The sequence below is a fragment of the Mesorhizobium sp. M0808 genome (genome assembly GCF_040320025.1).
GTDB lineage: Bacteria > Pseudomonadota > Alphaproteobacteria > Rhizobiales > Rhizobiaceae > Mesorhizobium.
Map to the genome: position 1 here is coordinate 46,782 of NZ_JAMYOX010000015.1, position 21,787 is coordinate 68,568.

Here is a 21,787-nt window from a genome sequence, read left to right on the forward strand (position 1 = left end):
TTGCCGAGCCATCGCCAACTAGTTAGTGTACGACCGTAAAAATCGAAAGCCAGGGTAGTGAATATGACTGATGCGTTTAGGGTATTTATCGGATGGGACAGCCGTGAGCCGATCGCGTACGACGTCGCGCGACACTCCCTGCTCAAACATGCATCGGCGCCTGTCTCCGTCATTCCGATCAAACAGGACGAGATGCGTGCCCGCGGGCTATATTGGCGGGAAAAAGATCCGCTCGCCTCAACGGAGTTCACCTACACGCGCTTCCTCACGCCCTTTCTCGCCGACTACACGGGTTGGGCCCTGTTTTGCGATTGCGATTTCCTGTGGCTTGGTGACGTCGCAGGCCTGCTGAAATATACGGACTCGGACAAGGCGGTCTATTGCGTCCAGCATGACTATACGCCGAAGGCCACAACCAAGATGGATGGTGTGGTCCAGACGTCCTATCCTCGGAAAAACTGGTCGTCGCTGATGCTGTTCAATTGCGCGCATCCTTCGGTCAGATCGCTCACGCCAGAGGTCGTGAATCAGGAAAGTGGCGCCTATCTTCACCGAATGCAGTGGGTTGCCGACAAAGATTTGGGCTCATTGCCGGTAGAGTGGAATTGGCTCGAAGGCTGGAACGAAAAGCCTGCGGTCGGCACACCTAAGGCGGTCCACTATACCAGCGGCGGCCCGTGGTTTGCCGAATGGCAGAATGTCGACTACGCCGATTTGTGGATAGCAGAACGCGACGAGTTCCTGGCTTCCGAACAAGCGGAATCTTCTCAGAGCGCCGTTCGCTAAGAACATCGTGTTTGGCAGGTGACCTGGGCGCTTCCGAAAGTGGCATTGATTTTCGTGTCGCCAAGGGCGCAGCAACCAGCCGTCAGGCGCTGGGCGTCGACAACAATGCGTGTTGCCGCCTGGGGGCGGGACCGGGGCAGATTGCGCCTACGAATCTGGCGGCTCCGGCCGGGTAAACATGCCGCGCTGAGATAAGGATCAGCTCGCGGCAACATGATCGGTTTGGGGTCCGTCAGCTCTTTCATCGGCCTAGCCGGCACGCGAAAGTCGACCATGCCGTCACTGCGAAGACGCCTCGATCGTTTCCTGGAGAACCGCGGGCCTAAAATACCGCGGCTGCAGCTGAACCATGTCGAGCGCCTGGCGCTGGTCCGTCGCCACGGTGATTTTTCCCTTGCCTATTCGACCGCCGTGCAGAAGGGGCTTCACTACTTCGGCGATGCCCAGGGCTACATCGCTTACGGCAGCAAAACGCGACATCATTTCGCGCTCGGTGATCCAGTGGCTGCCCCGGCCGATCGGCGCGACTATATCAGACGTTTCATCGAGGTTGCCGGCAGCCCGTGGTTCGTGCAGATCGGCGACCAGACGGCGCGCGTGCTTGCCGGGCTTGGCTATCAGGTCAACCGCCTCGGCGTCGACACCAGGCTTGTCCTGCCCAGACACGACTTTTCCGGAAAGCGCAATGAGACAGTGCGCTATTCCGAACGCTGGCTCTTGAAGAAGGGTTTTTCCTTCGCAGAGGACAACGGGACTGTCTTCCTCGACGAGATTGCCAGGCTCTCCCAGAATTGGCGGGCCGACCGCATCGTCAAGCGCTGGGAGATGAGATTTCTCAACAGGCCCTTTGCCGATCACCTTGGCGTCGATATGCGCCGTTTCGTCCTGCACGGTCCGGATGGGGAGCTCGTGGCCTTGCTGGATTTCGATCCGCTGTTCAGCGACGGCAAGGTCATCGGCTACACCACCTCGTTCAAGCGCAAGCATATCGATGGCTCGGCGCATGCCGAGATCGGCCTGACCAAATTCGCGGTCGACCGCTTTCGCGATGAAGGTGTTTCCGTCGTCACCCTAGGCCTGTCGCCGCTTGTCGAAATCGGACCTAGCGGGTTTGCCGAAAGCGATTTCTGGCGGCACGCCTTCCAGCGTGCCTATGACTCCCCCTGGGTCAATCGCACCCGCTTCAATCTGCAGGGGCAGGCGGCCTTCAAGCGCCGGTTCCATGGTGTCGAAGAGCCGACCTATCTTGCCTTTCGCAAGGGGACCTTTTTCGAAGCGCTTTCTCTGCTCCGGCTGATCAGGGCCGTCTAGTGCCTAGTGACTGAGCGCTCGTCGTCTCCTAGTATGGTCGACCTCACACCGGTCAGGCTTGGTTGTTTAGGTGGGAAAGAAATGCCGCGGCGGGAAGCAAAAGACCGGCTGCGAACCGCCGGCCCATTCTGCGGCGTCCCCCAGTCCCGCCGGGGCACTTTTGGCAGCCTGAGAACGGCTCCGCGTCAGCGCCAAGGGGTCGGATTCACGGTTGCTGCAGCGTACCGCCAGGAATAACGAGGGTACCCTGGCCTGGCCTTGAGTATCTGAAGCCTATGAAGAACAAAGCAACGATGATCAAACAAATGACGATGACCGCGACGACGCTGCCAGGATGGTGTCCGGTATCTGGCGGTTGGACCATTGCCTTCCCGTATGGCTATCGCCGCTGACCTTCTTCATCTTCCAACCGAGCATGACGACTGTCAATGGATACAGGAGTTGCGCCCGCCATCCAATCAGCCGACTGCAGCGTCGATCACGTTGCGCGCTTGCTGACCGAAGCTGATGATGGACCTAACCACAGCTTGTTCCCAAGCACGCTTCCATCGCTGCGAAGCGTTGAAGGGCGGCGATCCACCGCGGCTTAGTCAGGCCGGAAACAGGAATGCAGCAGCGGGATCGAAAAAGACCTGCCGGCTGCAGGGCCACACATCCTGCGATTGCATGGCGGCGGAGGTCGGCCTGATGTCAACCTCCTGTCCAGCGGCGATGCGCGCGACGATCCGCCGGCGCTCGCCGTAAAATGCGATGTCGACGATCTCGACATTCAGTTCCGCGCTCGCCGGGCTCCGCTCCATGCTAAAGGCTTCGGGCCGGATCATCAGCCTGGTCTTCTGGCCTTTGCCGAACGTGCCGTTGGCCCTGACTCCGGATATGACCGAACCGTCTGTCATGCGGATCGTTGTCGTGCCGTTGGTGGTGCCGAGATGTTCGGCGGCGAGGAAATTCGAATTGCCGATGAAGCCGGCGACGAAATCGGTCGCTGGCCTGAGATAGAGATCCTCGCCGGTGCCGGTCTGCTCGATGCGGCCATCCTTGAACAGGGCGATTCGGTCCGACAGATGCAGCGCCTCTTCCTGATCGTGGGTGACGTAGAGAATGGTGACGCCGGTCTGGCGATGGATGCGGCGGATTTCGCCCTGGATTTCCTCGCGCAGCTTCTTGTCGAGCGCCGACAATGGCTCGTCCATCAAAAGGATCGGAGGATCGTAGGCCAGCGCCCGGGCCAGCGCGACGCGCTGCTGCTGGCCGCCCGACAGCGCATCGGGTAAGCGTCCGGCAAAGCTTTCGAGCCGCACCAGGGCCAGCATGTCGGCGACCTTTTTCTTCACCTCGGCGTCCGGCCGGCGGCGAACCCGCAGCGGAAAAGCGACGTTTTCGGCCACCGTCAGATGCGGAAACAGCGTGTAGCGCTGGAAGACCATGCCGATGTTGCGCTTGTGCGAAGGCACTGCAAGCAGTGATTTTCCTTCCAGCAAGACATCGCCGGAAGTCGGGTCCTGAAAGCCGGCGATCGCGTAGAGCGTCGTCGATTTTCCCGAACCGGAGGGCCCGAGGAAGGTCAGGAACTCGCCCCTGGGAATGTCCAGCGTGACGTCGTGCACGGCGACGATCGCCCCGAACGCCTTGCGCAGATTGCGGATGGAGAGGAAAGGGTGGGTCATGTCCGGAACTTTCGCTGCAGCAGCGCCGTCATCACCATCAGGGCAAGCGTCAGCCCGACCAGCAGGCTGGAGGCAGCGGCGATCACCGGACTGAGGTCCGACCGCAGACTGCCCCAGATCTTGACGGGCAAGGTTTGCAAGCTGGGGCTGGCCATGAAGATCGCCACCACGACTTCGTCCCACGAGGCGAGGAACGAAAAAATCGCGGCGGAGAAGATGCCGATCCGGATCGACGGCAAGGTGATCCTGAGCCTGGCCTCGAGCGGGCTTGCCCCGCAGACGATTGCCGCGTCCTCGATCGACTTGTCGAACCCTTCGAGCGCGGTGGCGATCGGAATGATGGCGAAGGGCAGCGCCAGCACGGTGTGGGCGATGACGAAGCCGATGGTGGTGCCGCCGAGGCCAAGGCGAAGGAAGAAGGCGTAGATGGCGATGGCGAAGACAACGACGGGCAGAACCATCGGCGTCAGCAGCAGGCCGCGCAGGATCTCACGTCCGGCAAACCTTCCGCGAACCAGGGCAAAGGAGGCGAGCAGGCCGATCGCTACTGCCAGGATCGCCGTCATGGTGGCGATCCGAGCGCTGGTCAGCGCGGCGTCGAGCCAGGCCGGATCGGCAAAAAGCTCCTGGTACCATTTGAGCGTCCAGCCGGGCGGCGGAAAAGCCAGCCAGCGCGACGAGCCGAAGGAGAGCAGAACAATGAAGACCACCGGCAACAGAAGAAAGCCAGCGACCAGCGCGGTGAAGCCGAGCAGGGCAACCCGTAGCCAACCCATGCGGTCATAGTCGAGCAGCATCTCAGATGCCTCCGCTCGTGCGCCTGGCACCGACAAGGCGCAGCTGCAGTGCATAGAGAACCATGGTGACGACAAGCAGGATGAAGGCAGCGGCGCTGCCGAGCCCCCAGTTGAGCAGCGACTGGACCATCTGCGCGATCATTTCGGCAAGCATCATGTTCGACGTGCCGCCGAGCAGTGCCGGCGTTACGAAGTAGCCGAGCGACATGACGAAGACCATCAGGCCGCCGGCCGCGACGCCGGGCAGCGACAGCGGCACGAGGATACGGCGGAACGCCTGGAAAGGGCTTGCGCCGCACAGCGACGCCGCACGCAGCGTCATCGGATCGATCGCCCGTAACGTGCCGACCAGCGGCAGGATCATGAAGGGCAGCATGATATAGACCATGCCGATAGTGACGCCGGTGAGATTGTTGATGAGCGGCAGCGGGTGGTCGATGACGCCGATGGTCATCAGCGTCCGGTTGATGACGCCGGTACGCTGCAGGAGCACCATCCAAGCATAGGTGCGGGTGAGCAGGTTCGTCCACATCGACAGAATGATGATGCCGAAGATGATCGAGGCCAGTCCCGAAGGCATGATTGCCAGCATCCAGGCGACCGGAAAGGCGACAAGGACCGTGGCGACGGTGACCAACGCCGCGACCAGGAATGTGTTGAAGAACACCCGCGCATAGGTGCCGTCACCAAGCAGGGCAGCATAGTTCTGCAAGCCTGGCTCGGGCTCCGTGACACTGCGCAAAAGCAGCGCCAGCACGGGGATGACGAAGAACAGCATAATCAGAATCAGGGCCGGCAGCAGGCCATTGAGACCTGCCGGCACCCGCACCGTTCCAAAGTTCCGGCGTGTTTCGACCGACATGACAGCGACCCGGCTACGGGACGAGACGGCGCGAACCGTCTCGTCCATTGCGGTTCAAGGGCGGGCTTATTTCGCCTGCCAGGCATACCAGCGCGCGGCGATGGTGTCGCGATTGGCGGCCCAGTAGTTCATGTCGAGATTGATCTGCCCGCCGACATGAGCGTCCGGCAGCGATTTCACGGCATCGGCCGGCATCTCTGCCTTGGCCTTGGTATTGATCGGCGCATAACCGCTGGCTTCGGCAAATTTGGCCTGGCCGGCGGGGCTGCTCGCCGCGGCGAGGAATTTCATCGCCGTATCCTTGTTCTTGGCACCCTTCGGTACCACCAGAACGTCGGCTGCGGTCAGGTTCTGGTTCCAGGAGACGCCGACATCGGCGCCATCCTTGTCCAGTGCGAAGACGCGGCCGTTCCACAGCTGGCCGAACGTTGCTTCGCCGGATGCGATCAATTGCTGCGACTCCGCCCCGCCGCTCCACCAGACGATGTCCGACTTGATGGTGTCGAGTTTCTTGAAGGCGCGATCGAGATCCAGCGGATAGAGCTTGTCCGCCGGAACACCATCGGCCAGCAGCGCGATCTCGATGACACCGGGCGCCGACCATTTGTAGAAGGTCCGCTTGCCCGGGAACTTCGTCAGGTCGAACATGTCGGCCCAGCCGGCCGGTTCACCCGAAACGGCGCCCTTGTTCCAGGCGAGCACGAAGGAATAGTAGAAACTGCCGACGGCGTGATCGGTGGTGAAGCGCGGATCGAGGTCGGCCTTCGGCACGGTCTTGAAGTCGATCGGCTCGAGCAGACCGTCCTTGGCCGCCTTGATGGCGAAATCCATCTCGACGTCGACGACGTCCCAGTTGACACTGCCGCTGTCGATCATCGCCTTCAGCTTGCCGTAGTCGGTCGGGCCGTCCTGCATGACCTTGATGCCGGATGCAGCGGTGAACGGCTCGGCCCAGGATTTGGTCTGCGCTTCCTGGGTCGTCCCGCCCCAGCTGGTGAACACCATGTCCTCGGCCTTTGCGGCCGTCGTTGCCGGAACTGTCGTTGCAATAAATCCGGCAAGGAAGCCGGTGATGATCAGTTTCATTGTCGTTCTCCTCTGTTGTTTTCGTTGTTGTCTGTTCGCGATCGGTCGTTTTCGCCTTGATCGCGCATCTCCGGCCAGCGGCGGCTACCGCATGACAAAAGGATCGGGAATCGGGTCGTCGGAGGTGCGTATCCACACCGATTTCGAACGCGTGTAGTCGCGGATCGCATCGAGGCCGCCCTCGCGGCCGAGCCCGGATTGGCCGTAGCCGCCAAACGGAACCAGCGGCGAGACCGCCCGATAGGTGTTGATCCAGACCACGCCGGCATGGATGCCGCGCGCCATGCGGTGGGCTTTTGCCAGATTGGTGGTGAACACGCCGGACGCCAGGCCGAATTTCGTGTCGTTGGCGAGCGAAAGCGCTTCAGCTTCGCCGTCGAAGGCTAGCACACAGAGCACCGGGCCGAAGAGCTCTTCGCGCACGCAGGCAAGGGTCTGATCAGGCGCGTCGATAATCGTCGGCGCGTAATAGAAGCCGTCCGCCATGCCCGCGGGGCGAATGCCGCCGGTGACCAGTTGCCCGCCCGCGGCCAGGCTTTCAGCAATGATCTTCTCTATCCATTCGCGCTGGCGCGAGGTGGCGAGCGGTCCCATTTCGATCGCGGGATCCTGCGGATCGCCAATCCTGATCGCCTCGGCTTTGCGCTTGAGCCGGGCGAGGAATTCGTCCTTCACGGAGCGCTGGACCAGCAGCCGAGAGCCGGCGACGCAGCTCTGGCCGGTGGCAGCGAAGATGCCGGCAACGACCGCGTTGGCGGCGCTGTCCAGATCGGCATCGGCAAACACCACGACCGGGCTTTTGCCGCCGAGCTCGAGCGTCGTGAAAGCGAGGTTTTCCGCCGTATTCCTGACGATCTGCCGAGCGGTCGAGGGACCGCCGGTGAAGGCGACGCGGGCGACGAGCCGATGACTGGTCAGCCGGTGACCGCAATCGTGGCCGAAGCCGGTCAGGATGTTCACGGTCCCGGCGGGAAATCCCGCCTCATGGACGAGTTCGGCGAAGGCCAGCAACGGGGCAGGGCCGTCTTCCGATGCTTTCAGAACGATGGTGCAGCCGGCCGCCAGCGCCGGCCCGAGCTTGACGGCGGACAGGAAGAGCTGCGAGTTCCACGGCACAATGGCGGCTACGACGCCAATTGGCTCCGGCCGGATGGTCACTTCCATGTCGGCCTTGTCGATGGGGACAAACGAGCCCTCGTGCTTGTCGGCCAGCCCGCCATAATAGCGGTAATAGTCGCCGACATAGGCGATCTGGGCGCGGGTCTCGCGGATGATCTTGCCGGTATCGCGCGTCTCGAGTTCCGCCAGCCGGTCGGCATTGGCGACCACCAGATCGCCGAGCCGCACCAGAAGCTTGCCGCGTGCCGTTGCCGTCATTGCCGGCCACGTGCCGGAGCCAAGCGCCCGGTGAGCAGCTTCGACGGCGCGGTCGACGTCATCAGACGATGCAGCGGGCATCTTCGCCCATGGCGCGCCCGTCGAGGGATCGATGCTGTCGAAGGTCGCCGCCACTTCGACGAAGCTGCCGTCAATATAGTTCCTGAATTGAGTGGTGCTCATCGCAATCCAGCTTTCGGCTCGGAAAAGGCCGGCATCACCCTGTCGATGAAGAGCTGCAGCGATTTCTTCTTGCGCCGATGGGAAAGGCCGCTGTCGATCCAGATCGAATACTGATCGTAGCCGAGCGCTTCGTAGGCCTTCAGCCTGGCGATCACCTCGTCGGCTTCGCCAATGACCAGGTTCTGCTTGATCTTGTCAGGCGCATATTGCGGCATGGCCGCGATCTCGTCTTCGGTCAGCGCTTCCATTATGCCCTGGTGCACCGGCTTCTTGTTCTGGAACCAGGCGCCGAACTGGCAGTAGAACTGCGACAGATCCTGCGCGAGCCGGTCAGCCTCCGCGGCATCCTCGGCGACGAAAGTATGCATCAGCAGCATGATCTCCGGCCTTGGTACGTCGGGGTGGGCATTACACGCCGCGTTGAAACGCTCCATCAGGCTGGCCACTTCGCCATCGCCGGAGGCAAGCGGCGTCACCTGGACGTTGCATTTGCTGGAAACCGCAAAGTCGTGCGAGTTCGGATCGCGTGCGGCCACCCAGATCGGCGGATAAGGCTTTTGCAGCGGCTTGGGCGACGAGGTGGTTGAAGGAAACGACCAGAACTCGCCGGCGAGTTCGAAATCACCATCCCAAAGGCCCCGGATCGCCGGCACCATCTCGCGCATACGCTGGCCGGCACCCCAGGCCTCGAGGCCTGGGAAAAGTCGCTGGTATTCGTAAGCGTAGGCGCCGCGCGCAATGCCGATGTCGAGACGGCCGCCGGTGACGACGTCGGCCATCGCTGCTTCGCCGGCAAGCTTGATCGGGTGCCAGAACGGCGCGACGATGGTTCCTGTTCCGAGCCGGATGCGCCTGGTTTTGGCGGCGAGCCAGGCGATGTTGATGAACGGGTTCGGCGAGATGGTGAATTCCATCCCGTGATGCTCGCCGATCCAGGCAGTCTCGAATCCTGCCTCTTCGGCCTGGACAACCAGGTCCTCCAGCTCGCCGACAAGCTCGGAATGCGGCTTTGCTGGATCCGATCGCTCCATGTGCACGAAAAGCGAAAACTTCATCGGTTTCACCCGCGACCGGAAAGAGGAATTTGAGAAGGCGAGGACTTGGCGAGCGGCCGGACTTCGCCTTCGACCTCGTTGCCGACATAGACGCCGAATGCATCTTCCGTACGTTCGCGCGCATAGCGGGCAAGCATCGAACGCACCGCGGGATCGGCGATCTTCAGATCGGCGATCTGCTCGATGTCGACAAGCCGCATCTGGCGGTCGTCGGAATAGGCGCCATCGACCGTTCCGCGATAATAAACATGCGTGCGCCAGGGTTCGGCGGCATCGTCCCACACCGCGAACAGGAAGCCGAGCTGGGCGTCTATGGCCCTGGCGGCAAGGCGCCCTTTGAGGCTGCGCGCATCGTTGGGCGTGCCCAGTCCGCGCCCCGCAGGCAATTCATAAATCCCGTCGGCCGTTTCGACGAACAGCACACGGCCCTCGTTCTCGAGAATGGCGCCGACCTCCGTATCGGGGGGCGCCGCCGCCAGCGCCTCCTGGCTGAGGCCAGGCGTGACGTAGGTGCCTCTGCAATAACCGAGGGGCTGGGCTCCGTTGTGGCTGAAGTCGCGGACGCGGCCGATGAGGATCGAGTGATCGCCAGCATCGACCAGCTGCTCCATGCCGCAATCGAATACCGCAACGGAGCCGTCGATCAGCGGATTGCCGGTCCGGCCCGGTTGCCAGCTCACGGCCGCGAACTTGTCCGCTGCTTTGGAAGCGAAGATGCCGGAATGGGCCTTCTGGTCCTCTGACAGGATGTTGATGGCGAAACCTCTCGACGTCGAAAAAGCACTGTGCCCCAGCGCCCTCTTGGCGATGCAGACAAGCACCAGCGGCGGCTCGAGTGAGACCGAGGTGAAGGAGTTGGCGGTGAAGCCGCGCGGTTCGCCTTCCGCTCCGATCGTTGTGACGATGGTGACGCCGGTCAGGAACGAGCCGAGTGCGCGCCGGAATTCGCCGCTGTCAAAAACTGCATCCGTCTCCGGCCTCACGCCAGCGTCTCCTGCCGTGTCGAGAAATTCCATGATGTGTTTGGTCACTTTTTCAGGTGAAGCCATTGCCATCATGTGCCTTTCTCCATTGAGCACGAGGCATTGGCCGTGCGGCGCTAGCCTCGCCATCGCCGCCGACATGGCCGGGGTCGAATTGCTGTCTTGCGACCCGGTTATGAACAGGGCCGGCGCGGCAAGACCGGGGAGAGCACCGGCGTGCTCAGCATCGGCATGGGCAAAGAGGCGATAGGTGCGCGCGTAGCCTTCGGGGTCGACCCTTTCAAGGGCGGCGCGCGCGGTAGAGGCCGCCCCGATAAGGTTCGCCGGCAGCGGGTCGCCGAACCAGCGGGCAAGCGTGGCCGCAATGGCGGAAGGGTTGCCATGGGTGCCGAGCGCGGCCGCACGCTCGCGTACGGCCTGCGCCAAGGCCGCGGGGCGGCGGAATACCGCATTGAGACAGACGATGGAGCGAACGCGCGAGGGGGTGCGAAGGGCGATCTCCAGAGCGATCAGCGCGCCCATCGAATGGCCAACGATCGACACCGACGCCACGCCAAGATGGTCGAGAAGGCGAACCGCCTGATCGGCGAAATCCGACAGGCTGGCTTCTTCCGGCGGCAGCGGTGAAACGCCGTGGCCGAGCATGTCGATGGCGATCAGGTCATGATGGTCTTTCATCGCCGCGATCTGATCGTGCCAGATCGCGGCGTTCATGCCGACACCGTGAATGAGCAGAACCGGCGCGCCGGAGCCGGCGCGGATGAAGCCGGTGCCGTCCGGAGCCGTGTCTCGGACCCATGCGGTGGCAGCGACGTCAGCCATGCAGGTCTCCGACCTCCTTGAGGTCCTGATAGCGATCGCCGATACGATGGTGCGGGCGGCCGCCAATCGAAGCGCCAAGCGCCACCACCAGCTCGTCGGGCGCGGGCGCGTCGCCGATTTGGAAATGTACGGTCAGATAGTGGGAGCGGCGGCCTTCGTCGTTCTTGTCCATCAGCGGGATCATGATCGGGGTGTTCGGCCCTCCGCGCAGATTGGTGAAGGCGAGATAGGTCTTGGCGCCGACCGCGCGACGGTAATGGTTGCCGAAATGCAGCGTATGGATCAGCGCCGATGCATGCTCGATCTCGCCCGCCGTGCCGCAGACCGCGGCTTTGCCATAACCCTCTATTGCCTCGCCGGAACCGGCAACGGCGATAATCTCGCGGGTCAGCAGTTCGCCTAGGACGGGAGCAATGACGCGGATCTCCGGCGACAGGTCGTCGGTGAAACCGCGGCCCGCCCAAGGGTTTGTCAGCACGGCGGCGACGCCGATCAGGCGCAACGGTTTTGGGGCTTCCTTGCCGCCCTCGATTAACGTGTTCTCGATGTAGGTGACGATCTTTCGAATGGCTGGTTTCATGAAAGTCCTCGGTCGCCACGGCGCTGTGCAACGCCGAAATCTTTATATCATCTTATGGTATACCATACTATGGAGCACCAGAAGCCTTGTCAATCGGCTATGGAATCTGTTTTGTGGCCGGATCGGGGTAGGGAGAGAAAATGTCAGGCGATACGCTGCGGATCGACCGCTCTGCCAAGACGCTGAGGACGCTGGCGCTGGAGCGCATGCGTGAGGCGATCATGGGCTTCCATTTCCAGCCTGGTGAAAGGCTGGTCGAGCGGCCGCTATGCGATCAGCTCGGGGTAAGCCGTTCCGTCGTGCGCGAGGTGCTGCGGCAGCTGGAGGCGGAAGGCCTGGTGCAGATGATACCGGGCCACGGACCTGCCGTGGCCAAACCGGATCTCGGCCGCACCGACGAAATCTATGAATTGCGGGCGCTGCTCGAGGGCATCGCGGCGCGGGCTTGCGCCCTGACAGCCACGGACGCGCAGATCGCCTCGCTCGATGCCGCCTTGACGAACCTGCTTGAGGCGTGGGCGTCCGGTGCGCCTGTCGAGGTGATGCGGGCAACGACCAAGTTCTACGAAACGCTGTTCGAGGCGGCGGACAAGCGCATTGCCTGGGAAATCGTGACGGGGCTGAATGTCCGCATCAACCAGCTCCGCTCAATGACGATCGCGTCGGAGAACCGCCGCGAGCCGGCGATCGCCGAAATGACCGAAATCATGGATGCAATCCGGTCGCGCAAGCCGGACGAGGCGGAGGAGGCGGCGCGGCGGCATGTCGAATCCGCGTGGCAGATCGCCCGCAACACGCTTCGCCTTGGCTGACTGGTATGCCGCCGGCGGTCCATCGTTCCACGGCAGGCATCTAACTGGTGCGTACAGTGACATGTGTGACATGCCAATTTGCTTTCAGTTGCGGCGGCAAAATCGTATATCGGGTCAGTTAGGTGTGCATCTCTTGCCAAATTGCTCTGTCATTCGAACGGAGTATCGGACGGACTGAGACAGAAAAAATAGTAAAATGAATATGTTACGCCACAAATAAAATGAATATGTTACGCCACAAAGTTGCCGTGGCGCCGATGATGGACTGGACGGACCGGCACTGCCGGTTCTTCCATCGCCAGCTGACGCGCGAGGCGCTGCTCTACACCGAGATGGTGGTGGCCGATGCGGTCATCCACGGCGCACGCGAGCGGCTGCTCGGCTTCGTCGACAGCGAACATCCGGTGGCGCTGCAACTCGGCGGCGCCGATCCGGGAAAGCTGGCCGAGGCGGCGCGCATCGGCGAAACCTTCGGCTATGATGAAATCAACCTCAATGTCGGCTGCCCGTCCGACCGCGTCCAGTCGGGCACCTTCGGCGCCTGCCTGATGAAGACGCCCGTGCTCGTCGCGGATTGCGTCGCGGCAATGAAGGCGGCGGTGAAAATACCGGTTACCGTCAAGTGCCGCATCGGCGTCGATGAGCAGGATCCGGAACCGGCACTCGATGCGTTGGCCGATGCTGTTTTCGCGGCCGGCGCCGACGCGCTGTGGGTGCACGCCCGCAAGGCCTGGCTGGAAGGACTGAGCCCAAAGGAAAATCGTGACATCCCACCGCTCGACTATGACCGCGTCTATCGGCTGAAAGCCAGAAAACAAAACAAATTCATCGGCATCAACGGTGGCATTCAATCTCGCGCAGAGGCGCTGACGCATCTCGACCATGTCGATGGCGCCATGCTCGGCCGCGCCGCCTATCACACGCCAGGGATACTGACCGGCATCGATGCCGCGTTTTACGGCAGCACTGCTGAGTCGTTCGATTTTGCCGCACTGATCGATGCCATGGCGGATTACGCGTCACGCCATATCGAGCAGGGCGGACGCCTCGGGCATGTCACCCGGCACATGGTCGGGCTGTTTCACGGCCTGCCCGGTGCACGCCGCTACCGGCAGATCCTCTCCACCGATGCGACACGGCCGGGTGCCGGACCGGAGGTGCTGAAGTCAGCCTTCGCAGAGGTCGATTTCGGCCGGACCGCGGAGGCGGCCTGAGGAAAAACTTAATCCCGCAAAATCATGCGATCGCCACGGACGTCGAAGCCCGATAGCGAGCCGATGAAATTCATGCCGAGAAGGCTCTGGCCGAGCGTGCCTGGTGCGGCGATCATGATGGGCATGTCCTTGCGCACGATGCCGCCGATCGACAGTTCGTCGGTTCGCACCGCCGCCGCGCGTGTCATGCCGTTGGCGGTAGAGATCGGTATGGTGAAGCGGAGAGCCGCCGAATTGAACCCGACCGCCAGAGCGTCCTCGGCGGTCAGCACGGTGCTGGTCGCGCCGGTATCGACAACCGTCAGGATCGGCGTGCCGTTGATCGTGACGCGCGCTTCGAAATGGCCGCTGCCGGCCTTGTCCAGGGTGACGGTGGCATGGCCTTCTTCCACGCCCAGCGCCAGCGGACTGCCGGGAACAAGGCCGGCGGTGACGCGGCTGGCGAAATCCTGCAACTCATAGCGGTACTGATAGCCGGCGATCAGCGCCAGCACGATGGCACCCCAGGCGCCGAGGCTGCGGGCCATGGTGCCTAACGGCCTGCCCGATCTGAGCAGGCCGGCGCCGACGAGCGCCGCTAAAGCGCCAAGCCAGATCAGCTGGCTGAAATCGTAATTCTCAATGCCGAACGTACTGCCGGCGGAATCGTTGAGCATGAGCAGGAGCACACCCGCCCCGATCGCGACGATCAGAATCCACAACAGTCGGTTCATCTCTGCGGCCGGTTCACGAGAGGGCGTCGCGTTCGCGTGCCATGCGGCTGCGACGGGTTTCCCGGCGGGGGCGTCGCTCGACCGTTTCCAGCCTTGCCGGCAGCTCGGCCATGACGCTGCGGCGGGTTTGCGGGGTCATGTCGATCCAGGCGGCGATTTCCTCGCGCGTGCGCCCGCAACCGAAACAGAAGCCGGTTTTCATATCGATCGAGCAGACCAGGATGCACGGGGATTCAATGGCCGTCATAAGGATTTCCTTGGCTAGCCTCCACATGGTGCAACGACAAAGTCAATGCAAGCCCTCCGGGAAGCGCCGCCAACGAATGCTTTCGCGTCAATACCGCCAAGTTGTACCGGGCCTGGAGGTTGTGCCGGCTTGAGGTTGTGCCGGCTGGCCAAGGCGGCTATGCCGCTCACCAATTCACACGGACGATCGCCATCGACATGACCAGCGCACTGCCTTTCGACGATTTTCGCGACCTCCTGGTGAGCCTGCCGCCGGGAGATATGGCGGCCAAGGCCCGCGTGCGTCAGTTGTTTGCCAAGGCAGACAAGCCCAAAGGCTCGCTTGGCCGCATCGAGGACATCGCCGCCTGGCTTGCCGGGTGGAGCGGCCGCGCGCCGCCGGCGGTGACGCGGCCATTGGTGGCGATCTTTGCCGGCAATCATGGCGTCACCCGCCACGGCATTTCGCCGCGCCCCGCCGCCGCCACGGCAAATGCAGTCGAGCTCTGCGCCGCCGGCGGTGCAGCAATCAACCAGATCTGCATCGCCAACGATCTCGGCTTGAAGGTGTTCGATCTGGCCCTGCACATTCCGACAGCCGACATTACGGAGGATGCGGCACTGGACGAGCGCGGTTGTGCCGCTACCATGGCCTTCGGCATGGAAGCGATTGCCGGCGGTACCGACCTGCTTTGCCTTGGCGACCTCGGCGTCGGCAATTCGACTGTCGCCGCGGCCCTTTGCACGGCACTGTTCGGCGGCACCAGCGCCGACTGGGTCGGCCCTGGATCAGGGGCGGACGCGGCGATGCAGAGGCGCAAGGCGGAGGTGGTCGATGCCGCGGTCGCGTTTCACGGCGCGAGCCTCAAGGACCCGCTGGAAGCGCTGCGCCGGGTCGGCGGGCGGGAATTCGCCGCGATCTGCGGCGCCATTCTGGCGGCGCGGATGCAGAAGATCCCGGTGCTGCTCGATGGGTTTGCGGTGACTGCGGCCGCTGGTGTCCTACATACCGCCAACCCCGCCGCGCTCGATCATTGTCTCCTCGCAAGCCTGTCGCCAGAGTCTGGTCATGCCAAGGCCGCCGAGCGCCTCGGCCTTCGCCCGCTGCTCGATCTGGGCGTCAGTCAAGGCGAGGGGGTAGGGGCGGCGCTTGCCGCCGGCTTGGTCAAGGCGGCCGCGCTGACCAGCTCCGGCATGGCAGCCGCGGTCCGCGGTTAAGCATTCAGCGCCGGCGCGAGGCAACCGCCTTGGTCGGCAGCGCCGGCAGTTCCTCCATCACCCGGCTCAGCGGGAAGATGGCGATCGCCTCGGTGCCTTCGCGCAGCCTGGAATGGAGCTGGAATTCGCCGCCATGCATGGCCAGCAGGCCTTGCACGATCGGCAGGCCAAGCCCGGTGCCCTGTTCGGCGCTCTTGATGGCGATCGAGCCCTGGCCGAAGGCCGAAAGCACGATCGGAATCTCGTCTTCCGGTATGCCCGGCCCATTGTCCTTGACGGAGAGATATTGCCCGCCGCCCGCCGTCCAGCCGACGCGCACGCGGATTTCGCCGCCGGTGGCGGTGAACTTGATGGCATTGGACAACAGGTTGAGCGCAATCTGCCGCACCGCGCGTTCGTCGGCGAACAAGCGCGGCAAGGCGTTTTCGAAATCCTGGACGATGCGGATGTCCTTGTTGCGCGCCTTCAGCTCCATCATGTGGCAGCAATCCTCGACGACGGAGAGCAGCATCATCGGCTCCTCGTTGAGCTGGTAGCGGCCCGCTTCGATGCGCGACAAATCGAGAATTTCGTTGATCAGGTCGAGCAGATGCTGTCCGGAGTCGTGCACGTCACGGGCATAGTCGCGATAGGTCGGGTTGCTCATCGGGCCGAGCACCTCGTTGGCCATCACTTCGGAAAAGCCGAGAATGGCGTTGAGCGGCGTGCGCAGTTCGTGGCTCATCGAGGCCAGGAAACGCGATTTCGCCAGATTGGCGTCTTCCGCCCGCCGCCGTGCCTCGTCCGACATCGATTTCGCCGTCTCCAGTTCGGCGATCAGCGCATCCTTTTCGGAGCGGAACGACAGCAGCATCAGCGAGGAACGGTTGAGCTGGCGCGCTACATAGGCGAAGAAAGGCAACGAGGCGATCAGCAAGCCTGCCATGATCACTTCGACCGGCATCCATAATTTCGCACTGGCATAAGCATAGATGGCGACCGGGAGGGCGAAGGTCGCCAACAGCGCACCGCGCAGGGACGAGGCCAGGATCGCGGTTGCCGACATGGCGAGCAGCAGCACCACCGCCTTGGCGACCTGGAACTGATCCATTTGGCAAGTTTCGCAGCCGAGCCATGCGAACCAAGCCCAGCCAAGCCCGCACAGAAAATGGCCGATCAGGAAATCCCTATGCGTTTCCAGCGGGTTGAGTTCGGACGCTTGAGTGACGCGTCTGGCCATGAATGCAACGATGGTATAGCAGATGAATGTGAACAGCGCCCAGACGCCGATCTCCTTGCCGATGCCCGCGAACAGGCCTGCCGCGGCCGTTGCCAGAACGAGCAGCGGAATGACGATCACGCCGCCGGTCATCGAAAGCGCGTGGAGCTTCAACAGCTCGCGGTCGAAGTCGGGATTTCCGGCTTGCTGCGAAAGACGGTCGCGCGTCTTGCGCACCGCGCGCGCGACATCGCTGTTGCGATGGCGTTTCCTGCGGTCCACAATAAACTTGTCCGCCGTGGTCGAGCGTTGCAGGGGCATGAAGTCTTCAATTTACGCGGGCAGCAATTTCAAATCGTTAAGCTACGTTCGAATGATTAACCAACGGTTTGCCATATGAGCCGTTCGTGGTCGCGATGGCCGCGCCAGCGATACTATGCGCCACGTCCGCGAAGCCTGTGGCGCCGAGTAATGGACTATGGGCTGACACTCATCGTGCTCGGCCTGGCGATCCTCCTGGCGGCGCGCCTCGACCGGATCGAGACGCGCAAGACGGAGGGCGCGGCCACCGTCAATGACGGCGATAGCATCACCCTCGGCAGCGAGCGTGTCCGCATGCGTGGCATCGACGCGCCGGAATATTCGCAGATCTGCCGCAAGAACGGTGCCGACTATCCATGCGGCAAGCTCGCGCGGCAGTCCCTGGTGCGGTTGATAGCCGGCAAAGCGGTCTCCTGCAGCGGCTGGCAGCGCGACCGCTACGGCAGGCTGCTCGGCGACTGCAAGGCCGGTGGCAAGGATCTCAACCGCGCACAGGTCGAGGCCGGCTGGGCGGTCGCCTTTGGCGATTTCGAGACCGAGGAAGCTGCTGCGCGCGCAGGCAAAGCCGGCATCTGGGGCGGAACTTTCGACGAACCGAAGAACTGGCGCGAGAGCCACGGCCACGAGCTGGTCGAAAGAAAGCACGGCACCTTGGCGTCGATCGGCGATGCCTTGCGTGAAATTTTTCGCTTCTGGTGAGTTGTGCCTATAGTTCGTCGGGACGGACGAGGAGGATGGAGATGAAGCTGTTCGACGGCGGGCGCGCGCCCAATCCACGTCGGGTTCGGATTTTTCTGGCCGAAAAGGGACTTCAGGTTCCGCTGGTGCCCGTAGACATGGGCGCGCTGGAACACAAAGAGCAGCCGGTCAGCTCGCGCAATCCGCTGAAGCGTCTGCCGGTGCTCGAGCTCGATGACGGCACCATCATCACCGAATCCGTCGCAATCTGTCGTTACTTCGAGGAACTGCACCCCGAGCCGGCTTTGTTCGGGCATGGGGCGCTCGGCAAGGCAATCGTCGAGATGTGGCAAAGACGTGTGGAGTTCAATCTGTTCGGCTGCGTCGCCGCGGCGTTCCGGCATATCCACCCCGCAATGAGGGAATGGGAGATCCCGCAAATCCCCGAATGGGGCGAGGCCAACAAGCCGAAGGCGATCGAATTCCTGAGATTTCTGGACACTGAGCTCGCCGGCAGGGAATTCGTCGCCGGCGATGCGTATTCGATCGCCGACATCACCGGGCTGGTCGCCATCGACTTCATGAAGCCGGCTCGCATCAAGGTACCCGAAGAGTGCACCAACGTGCTGCGCTGGCATCAGGCAATCTCGAGCCGTCCGAGTGCCGCCGCCTGACAATGAATTCCGAATGAGCGAAGAGTTGGAAGCCTTGACGGCGCGGGTACGCGCCTGCCGCATCTGCGTTGATAAGCCGGCCGGCAGGCCGTTGCCGCACCAGCCGCGTCCGGTGCTCAGGCCATCTTCGAGCGCCCGCATCCTGATCGCCAGCCAGGCGCCGGGTACCAAGGTCCACGTCTCAGGCATGCCGTTCACCGACGCCTCCGGCGACCGGCTGCGGAGCTGGCTGGGCGTCGGCAGCGAGGAATTTTACGACACGGACAAATTCGCCATCGTGCCGATGGGCTTTTGCTTTCCCGGTCAGGACGCCAAGGGCGCCGACCTGCCGCCGCGCCGCGAATGTGCGCCGGCATGGCGCACATCGCTGATGGCGCTGATGCCGCAAGTCGATATGGTGCTGACGATCGGCATCTACGCGCAAAGCTGGCATATGGGCGCGGCGCGCCGTCCCTCGCTGACGGAAACGGTCATGGATTGGCGTGCCATCTGGGCGGCGGCAACCGACCCGAAAGTCCTGCCGCTGCCGCACCCGTCCTGGCGCAACACCGGCTGGCTGAAGCGCAATCCATGGTTTGAAATGGATTTGCTGCCCTTTCTGAGATCGGAAATCCGCTATCGCCTCGGCTAGGCATTCAGCAAGAAATCACTCGCTTTCGCACTATGCGGCAGAATTTCTTTCTTGTAATAGGCTCGAGCAAGAGGGATTATGGTAATCCATTCCTCGAAGCGCGCCGCGCATGAGGGGACGCGCGTTAAATTCTTGTTTTTATGCATGTCGTTGTGCCAAGGCCGCTGCGCACTTGGACGACTTGCATCAGGGGAGCACCCAATGGACCGCCTTGATAGAAAAATTCTCCGCCTCCTGCAGGAGGATGCGACGCTTGCAGTCGCCGACGTCGCCAAGAAGGTCGGCCTGTCGACGACGCCGTGCTGGCGGCGCATCCAGAAGCTCGAGGAAGAGGGCGTCATCAAGCGGCGCGTCGCCATCCTCGATCATGAAAAGGTCAATGTGCGGGTCACGGTGTTCGTCTCGATCCGCACCAATTCGCACAGCCATGAATGGCTGCGGCGCTTTTCGGAGGTCATCCAGGAATTCCCGGAAGTGGTCGAATTCTACCGCATGAGCGGTGACGTCGACTATCTCCTGCGCGTCGTGGTGCCCGATATCGCCGCCTATGATGCCTTCTACAAGCGGCTGATCGCCAAGATCGAGATCCGCGACGTGTCGTCTTCCTTCGCCATGGAGCAGATCAAATACACGACCGAGATGCCGCTGGATTACATGATGCTCGACAAGGAGTCCGGCGCCAACGCCGCCTGAGATTCTTCGGCTTAGTTCTTCTTTTTGTTGAGGAAACTCCAGGGCGAGTTGACCGGCAGCGTGATCGTGTCCGGCACGGTGTCGACATTGACCACCTCGGCCTTGCGCACGGTGTAGCCCGACTGGATGACGCTGATGCCGTCAAGGATGAAAAGCTGGCTCTTCTCCATGCCCGGCCGTAATGCGCCGGTCACCGAAACCGGCTGGTAGGCCTCGGACATCCTGTAAGGGTGTGCAGGCGTGACGAGGACGATCTGGTTGGGCGGCGGCGTCGGCATGTGGCTGCAGGCTCCCGTCCACGGCACCAGCAGGAATTGGTAGATGAGATCACCATCGCGGTCGACTGGCAGCGCATAGCCTGCGAGTTGCACGGTCTTGTCCTGCAAGTTGAGTGAGAGCGTCTCGCCATGATCCGGCATTTTGGCCGCGATCATTGGCAGTCCGACGCTTTCGGCGGCTGCCTGGGTCGCCGGGCGCAGATCCTTCCAGAAAATATGCATGGTTCCGGCGGAAGCGCTTGCCGCGATCGCGGACGCCAACAAGGCAGTTGCCATGATCGTGCCTGATTTAAAACGGTTGCTCATCGCTGCTCCGCCGTTGAGCCTTGATCTGCGGACATCAAGTAAAGCTGCCGCTGCCTCACAGGTCAACGTTCAAGCCGCATCACATGCCGGCGCGAGCCGGTCATGCCGATCTCGCGAAAGCCGCGGGCGGCGAACATGTCGCGAAAACCCATGAAGCTGTAGCTCGGCGAAGCCTGGTCGACGGGATAGGCTTCGATCGTCCTGGCGCCTTTGGCAAAGGCGTGATCGATGGCCGCGTTGAGCAATGCGCTTGCCAGCCCGCCGCCGCGCAGCGCTTTCGGTACATAGAAGCAGACGATCGACCAGATGCCCATCTCGCTATCGTCCTGCTGCCGCGACAGCCTGCGATAGGTCTCGCGCGGCGCAATCGAGCACCAGCCGACGGTCCGGCCATCGATCTGGGCGACAATGCCGACCGGCGTGCCGGCGTCGATCAGCGTCATCATCGCGCGTTTCTTCTCGTCGTTCTCGACATGCTCGCGGCGGTCGAGATTGCGCCAAGCCATACACCAGCAGTATTTCGGCCCGCCGGATTGCTCGAACAGGTTTTCGAAATCGGCGCGCGTCGATTGCGTCACCTCCGTGAAGCGCACTTCGCTCAGGTCAAGCTTTTCTGGCGGCGAGCCGCTCGAGCGTCTTGGCATCGGAAAGTTCCTTCACGGCGCCCTTGCCGATCCAGCGTGCGGTCCTGTCTGTCGAGGCCGCCAGTTTTAGCGCCACGGCAAGGGCAGGGCCGTGCAAATTCATCGATCGCTTGCCGATCGAACGAAGCGCCCAGTTCACGGCCTTCTTCACAAAATTGCGGCCGTCGGTCGCATGCGCCTCGATGATCGACAGGAATTCGAGGAAGGTCGTCTCGGGTTCCTTCTTCCGGTGGACTACCCACCAGGCCATCATCGCAAAAGCCGTGCGTCGAACGAATTCCCGTTCGTCGACCGCGAATTCGGCGATCAATTCCTTCCAGCAATCCGTATCGACAAAGAGATCGGAGACCCCGTCGACGATATCCCAGGAATCGAAAGTCGCCGCCCATCGTCTTGCATCCGCGGCGGAGAACCGCTCCGGATCGGCTGTCACGGAAGCGATGAACTGCGCCTCCATGATGCCTGTCTGCCAAAGCTCGAAGGCACGTTCATGGTTGCGCTTGATTTTCTTGGCAATCTGCCGCTGCACGCCATGCGAGATACCGAGCGCACGTTCGATCTTGATGCCGTAGCGCAGCATGCCAAGTCGATTTTCCTCCGAGGCGATCGAGCGCAGATGAGCGACGATTTCATCGGCGCTGGATTGAGGCGAAAGCTCGGCCACGGTGAAATC

Annotated in this window: 23 protein-coding genes; 9 read left to right on the top strand and 14 right to left on the bottom strand. The window is 62.5% G+C overall.

What is annotated here, in order from left to right; genetic code table 11:
- Positions 1 to 63: 63 nt before the first annotated feature.
- Positions 64 to 786, top strand: a complete 723-nt coding sequence (locus NKI25_RS18360; protein ID WP_023674987.1) for an LPS glycosyltransferase — start codon at positions 64 to 66, stop codon at positions 784 to 786.
- 273 nt (positions 787 to 1,059) lie between these two features.
- On the top strand, positions 1,060 to 2,097 hold the full coding sequence (locus NKI25_RS18365; protein WP_023674988.1) for a phosphatidylglycerol lysyltransferase domain-containing protein: 1,038 nt from the start codon (positions 1,060 to 1,062) through the stop codon (positions 2,095 to 2,097).
- Positions 2,098 to 2,687: 590 nt separating this feature from the next.
- Here NKI25_RS18365 and NKI25_RS18370 read toward each other — a convergent pair.
- The 8 genes from NKI25_RS18370 to NKI25_RS18405 all read right to left on the bottom strand — a co-directional run bounded on the left by NKI25_RS18370 (position 2,688) and on the right by NKI25_RS18405 (position 11,509).
- Complete coding sequence (locus NKI25_RS18370; protein WP_352593633.1) at positions 2,688 to 3,764, bottom strand: ABC transporter ATP-binding protein; 1,077 nt, start codon at positions 3,762 to 3,764, stop codon at positions 2,688 to 2,690.
- Entirely contained in the window at positions 3,761 to 4,561 is an 801-nt protein-coding gene (locus NKI25_RS18375) for an ABC transporter permease (RefSeq protein WP_352448865.1), read from the bottom strand. Before NKI25_RS18375 ends, NKI25_RS18370 begins: the two co-directional genes overlap by 4 nt.
- Before the next feature lies 1 nt (position 4,562).
- Entirely contained in the window at positions 4,563 to 5,423 is an 861-nt protein-coding gene (locus NKI25_RS18380) for an ABC transporter permease (RefSeq protein ID WP_023674991.1), read from the bottom strand.
- Positions 5,424 to 5,489: 66 nt separating this feature from the next.
- A complete protein-coding gene (locus NKI25_RS18385; RefSeq protein WP_023674992.1) occupies positions 5,490 to 6,509 on the bottom strand; it encodes an ABC transporter substrate-binding protein in 1,020 nt (339 codons plus the stop codon).
- An 84-nt stretch (positions 6,510 to 6,593) separates the two neighbouring features.
- Complete coding sequence (locus tag NKI25_RS18390; protein WP_023674993.1) at positions 6,594 to 8,069, bottom strand: aldehyde dehydrogenase; 1,476 nt, start codon at positions 8,067 to 8,069, stop codon at positions 6,594 to 6,596.
- Positions 8,066 to 9,124 (bottom strand): LLM class flavin-dependent oxidoreductase, encoded by a 1,059-nt coding sequence (locus NKI25_RS18395; RefSeq protein WP_352998924.1) that lies wholly within the window; start codon positions 9,122 to 9,124, stop codon positions 8,066 to 8,068. Before NKI25_RS18395 ends, NKI25_RS18390 begins: the two co-directional genes overlap by 4 nt.
- Positions 9,125 to 9,129: 5 nt before the next feature.
- Complete coding sequence (locus NKI25_RS18400) at positions 9,130 to 10,929, bottom strand: alpha/beta fold hydrolase (protein ID WP_352907011.1); 1,800 nt, start codon at positions 10,927 to 10,929, stop codon at positions 9,130 to 9,132.
- Positions 10,922 to 11,509, bottom strand: a complete 588-nt coding sequence (locus NKI25_RS18405) for an amino acid synthesis family protein (RefSeq protein ID WP_352448870.1) — start codon at positions 11,507 to 11,509, stop codon at positions 10,922 to 10,924. The genes NKI25_RS18400 and NKI25_RS18405 overlap by 8 nt, the downstream gene beginning before the upstream one ends.
- A gap of 140 nt (positions 11,510 to 11,649) precedes the next feature.
- On the opposite strand from NKI25_RS18405, the gene NKI25_RS18410 reads away from it, so the two are divergent.
- The gene (locus NKI25_RS18410; protein WP_023674997.1) at positions 11,650 to 12,321 is read left to right on the top strand and encodes a GntR family transcriptional regulator; all 672 of its coding nucleotides are present in this window, start codon (positions 11,650 to 11,652) and stop codon (positions 12,319 to 12,321) included.
- A 227-nt stretch (positions 12,322 to 12,548) separates the two neighbouring features.
- Entirely contained in the window at positions 12,549 to 13,535 is a 987-nt protein-coding gene (dusA, locus tag NKI25_RS18415; protein ID WP_352621788.1) for a tRNA dihydrouridine(20/20a) synthase DusA, read from the top strand.
- 8 nt (positions 13,536 to 13,543) lie between these two features.
- Here the strand turns inward: dusA and NKI25_RS18420 are convergent, their stop codons facing one another.
- Together NKI25_RS18420 and NKI25_RS18425 are read right to left on the bottom strand one after the other, a co-directional pair.
- Positions 13,544 to 14,248, bottom strand: a complete 705-nt coding sequence (locus tag NKI25_RS18420; protein ID WP_352448873.1) for a TIGR02281 family clan AA aspartic protease — start codon at positions 14,246 to 14,248, stop codon at positions 13,544 to 13,546.
- A 13-nt stretch (positions 14,249 to 14,261) separates the two neighbouring features.
- On the bottom strand, positions 14,262 to 14,495 hold the full coding sequence (locus tag NKI25_RS18425) for a DUF1289 domain-containing protein (RefSeq protein ID WP_031193575.1): 234 nt from the start codon (positions 14,493 to 14,495) through the stop codon (positions 14,262 to 14,264).
- A gap of 197 nt (positions 14,496 to 14,692) precedes the next feature.
- Here NKI25_RS18425 and NKI25_RS18430 point away from each other — a divergent pair, with 197 nt between their 5' ends.
- Positions 14,693 to 15,691, top strand: a complete 999-nt coding sequence (locus tag NKI25_RS18430; protein ID WP_023675001.1) for a nicotinate-nucleotide--dimethylbenzimidazole phosphoribosyltransferase — start codon at positions 14,693 to 14,695, stop codon at positions 15,689 to 15,691.
- A gap of 4 nt (positions 15,692 to 15,695) precedes the next feature.
- Here NKI25_RS18430 and NKI25_RS18435 read toward each other — a convergent pair whose 3' ends face one another.
- Entirely contained in the window at positions 15,696 to 17,210 is a 1,515-nt protein-coding gene (locus NKI25_RS18435) for a sensor histidine kinase (RefSeq protein WP_352698903.1), read from the bottom strand.
- A gap of 75 nt (positions 17,211 to 17,285) precedes the next feature.
- Here NKI25_RS18435 and NKI25_RS18440 point away from each other — a divergent pair, with 75 nt between their 5' ends.
- The 4 genes from NKI25_RS18440 (at position 17,286) to NKI25_RS18455 (ending at position 19,886) form a co-directional block, all read left to right on the top strand.
- Positions 17,286 to 17,909, top strand: coding sequence for a thermonuclease family protein (locus NKI25_RS18440; RefSeq protein ID WP_352998926.1), 624 nt, complete (start codon positions 17,286 to 17,288; stop codon positions 17,907 to 17,909).
- Between the two features lie 41 nt (positions 17,910 to 17,950).
- The gene (locus tag NKI25_RS18445; protein ID WP_352998928.1) at positions 17,951 to 18,562 is read left to right on the top strand and encodes a glutathione S-transferase; all 612 of its coding nucleotides are present in this window, start codon (positions 17,951 to 17,953) and stop codon (positions 18,560 to 18,562) included.
- 13 nt (positions 18,563 to 18,575) lie between these two features.
- Positions 18,576 to 19,193: a uracil-DNA glycosylase family protein gene (locus tag NKI25_RS18450; RefSeq protein ID WP_502897402.1), complete on the top strand. Its 618-nt coding sequence runs from the start codon at positions 18,576 to 18,578 to the stop codon at positions 19,191 to 19,193.
- Positions 19,194 to 19,394: 201 nt separating this feature from the next.
- Complete coding sequence (locus tag NKI25_RS18455) at positions 19,395 to 19,886, top strand: Lrp/AsnC family transcriptional regulator (protein WP_023675006.1); 492 nt, start codon at positions 19,395 to 19,397, stop codon at positions 19,884 to 19,886.
- A gap of 11 nt (positions 19,887 to 19,897) precedes the next feature.
- Here the strand turns inward: NKI25_RS18455 and NKI25_RS18460 are convergent, their stop codons facing one another.
- The 3 genes from NKI25_RS18460 to NKI25_RS18470 all read right to left on the bottom strand — a co-directional run bounded on the left by NKI25_RS18460 (position 19,898) and on the right by NKI25_RS18470 (position 21,778).
- Positions 19,898 to 20,470 carry a DUF3299 domain-containing protein gene (locus NKI25_RS18460; RefSeq protein ID WP_352593608.1) on the bottom strand — a complete coding sequence of 191 codons (573 nt, stop codon included), beginning with the start codon at positions 20,468 to 20,470 and terminating at the stop codon, positions 19,898 to 19,900.
- A gap of 62 nt (positions 20,471 to 20,532) precedes the next feature.
- Positions 20,533 to 21,114: a GNAT family N-acetyltransferase gene (locus NKI25_RS18465; RefSeq protein WP_352593605.1), complete on the bottom strand. Its 582-nt coding sequence runs from the start codon at positions 21,112 to 21,114 to the stop codon at positions 20,533 to 20,535.
- Entirely contained in the window at positions 21,074 to 21,778 is a 705-nt protein-coding gene (locus NKI25_RS18470; RefSeq protein WP_352998930.1) for a DNA alkylation repair protein, read from the bottom strand. Before NKI25_RS18470 ends, NKI25_RS18465 begins: the two co-directional genes overlap by 41 nt.
- Between the last annotated feature and the right edge of the window lie 9 nt (positions 21,779 to 21,787).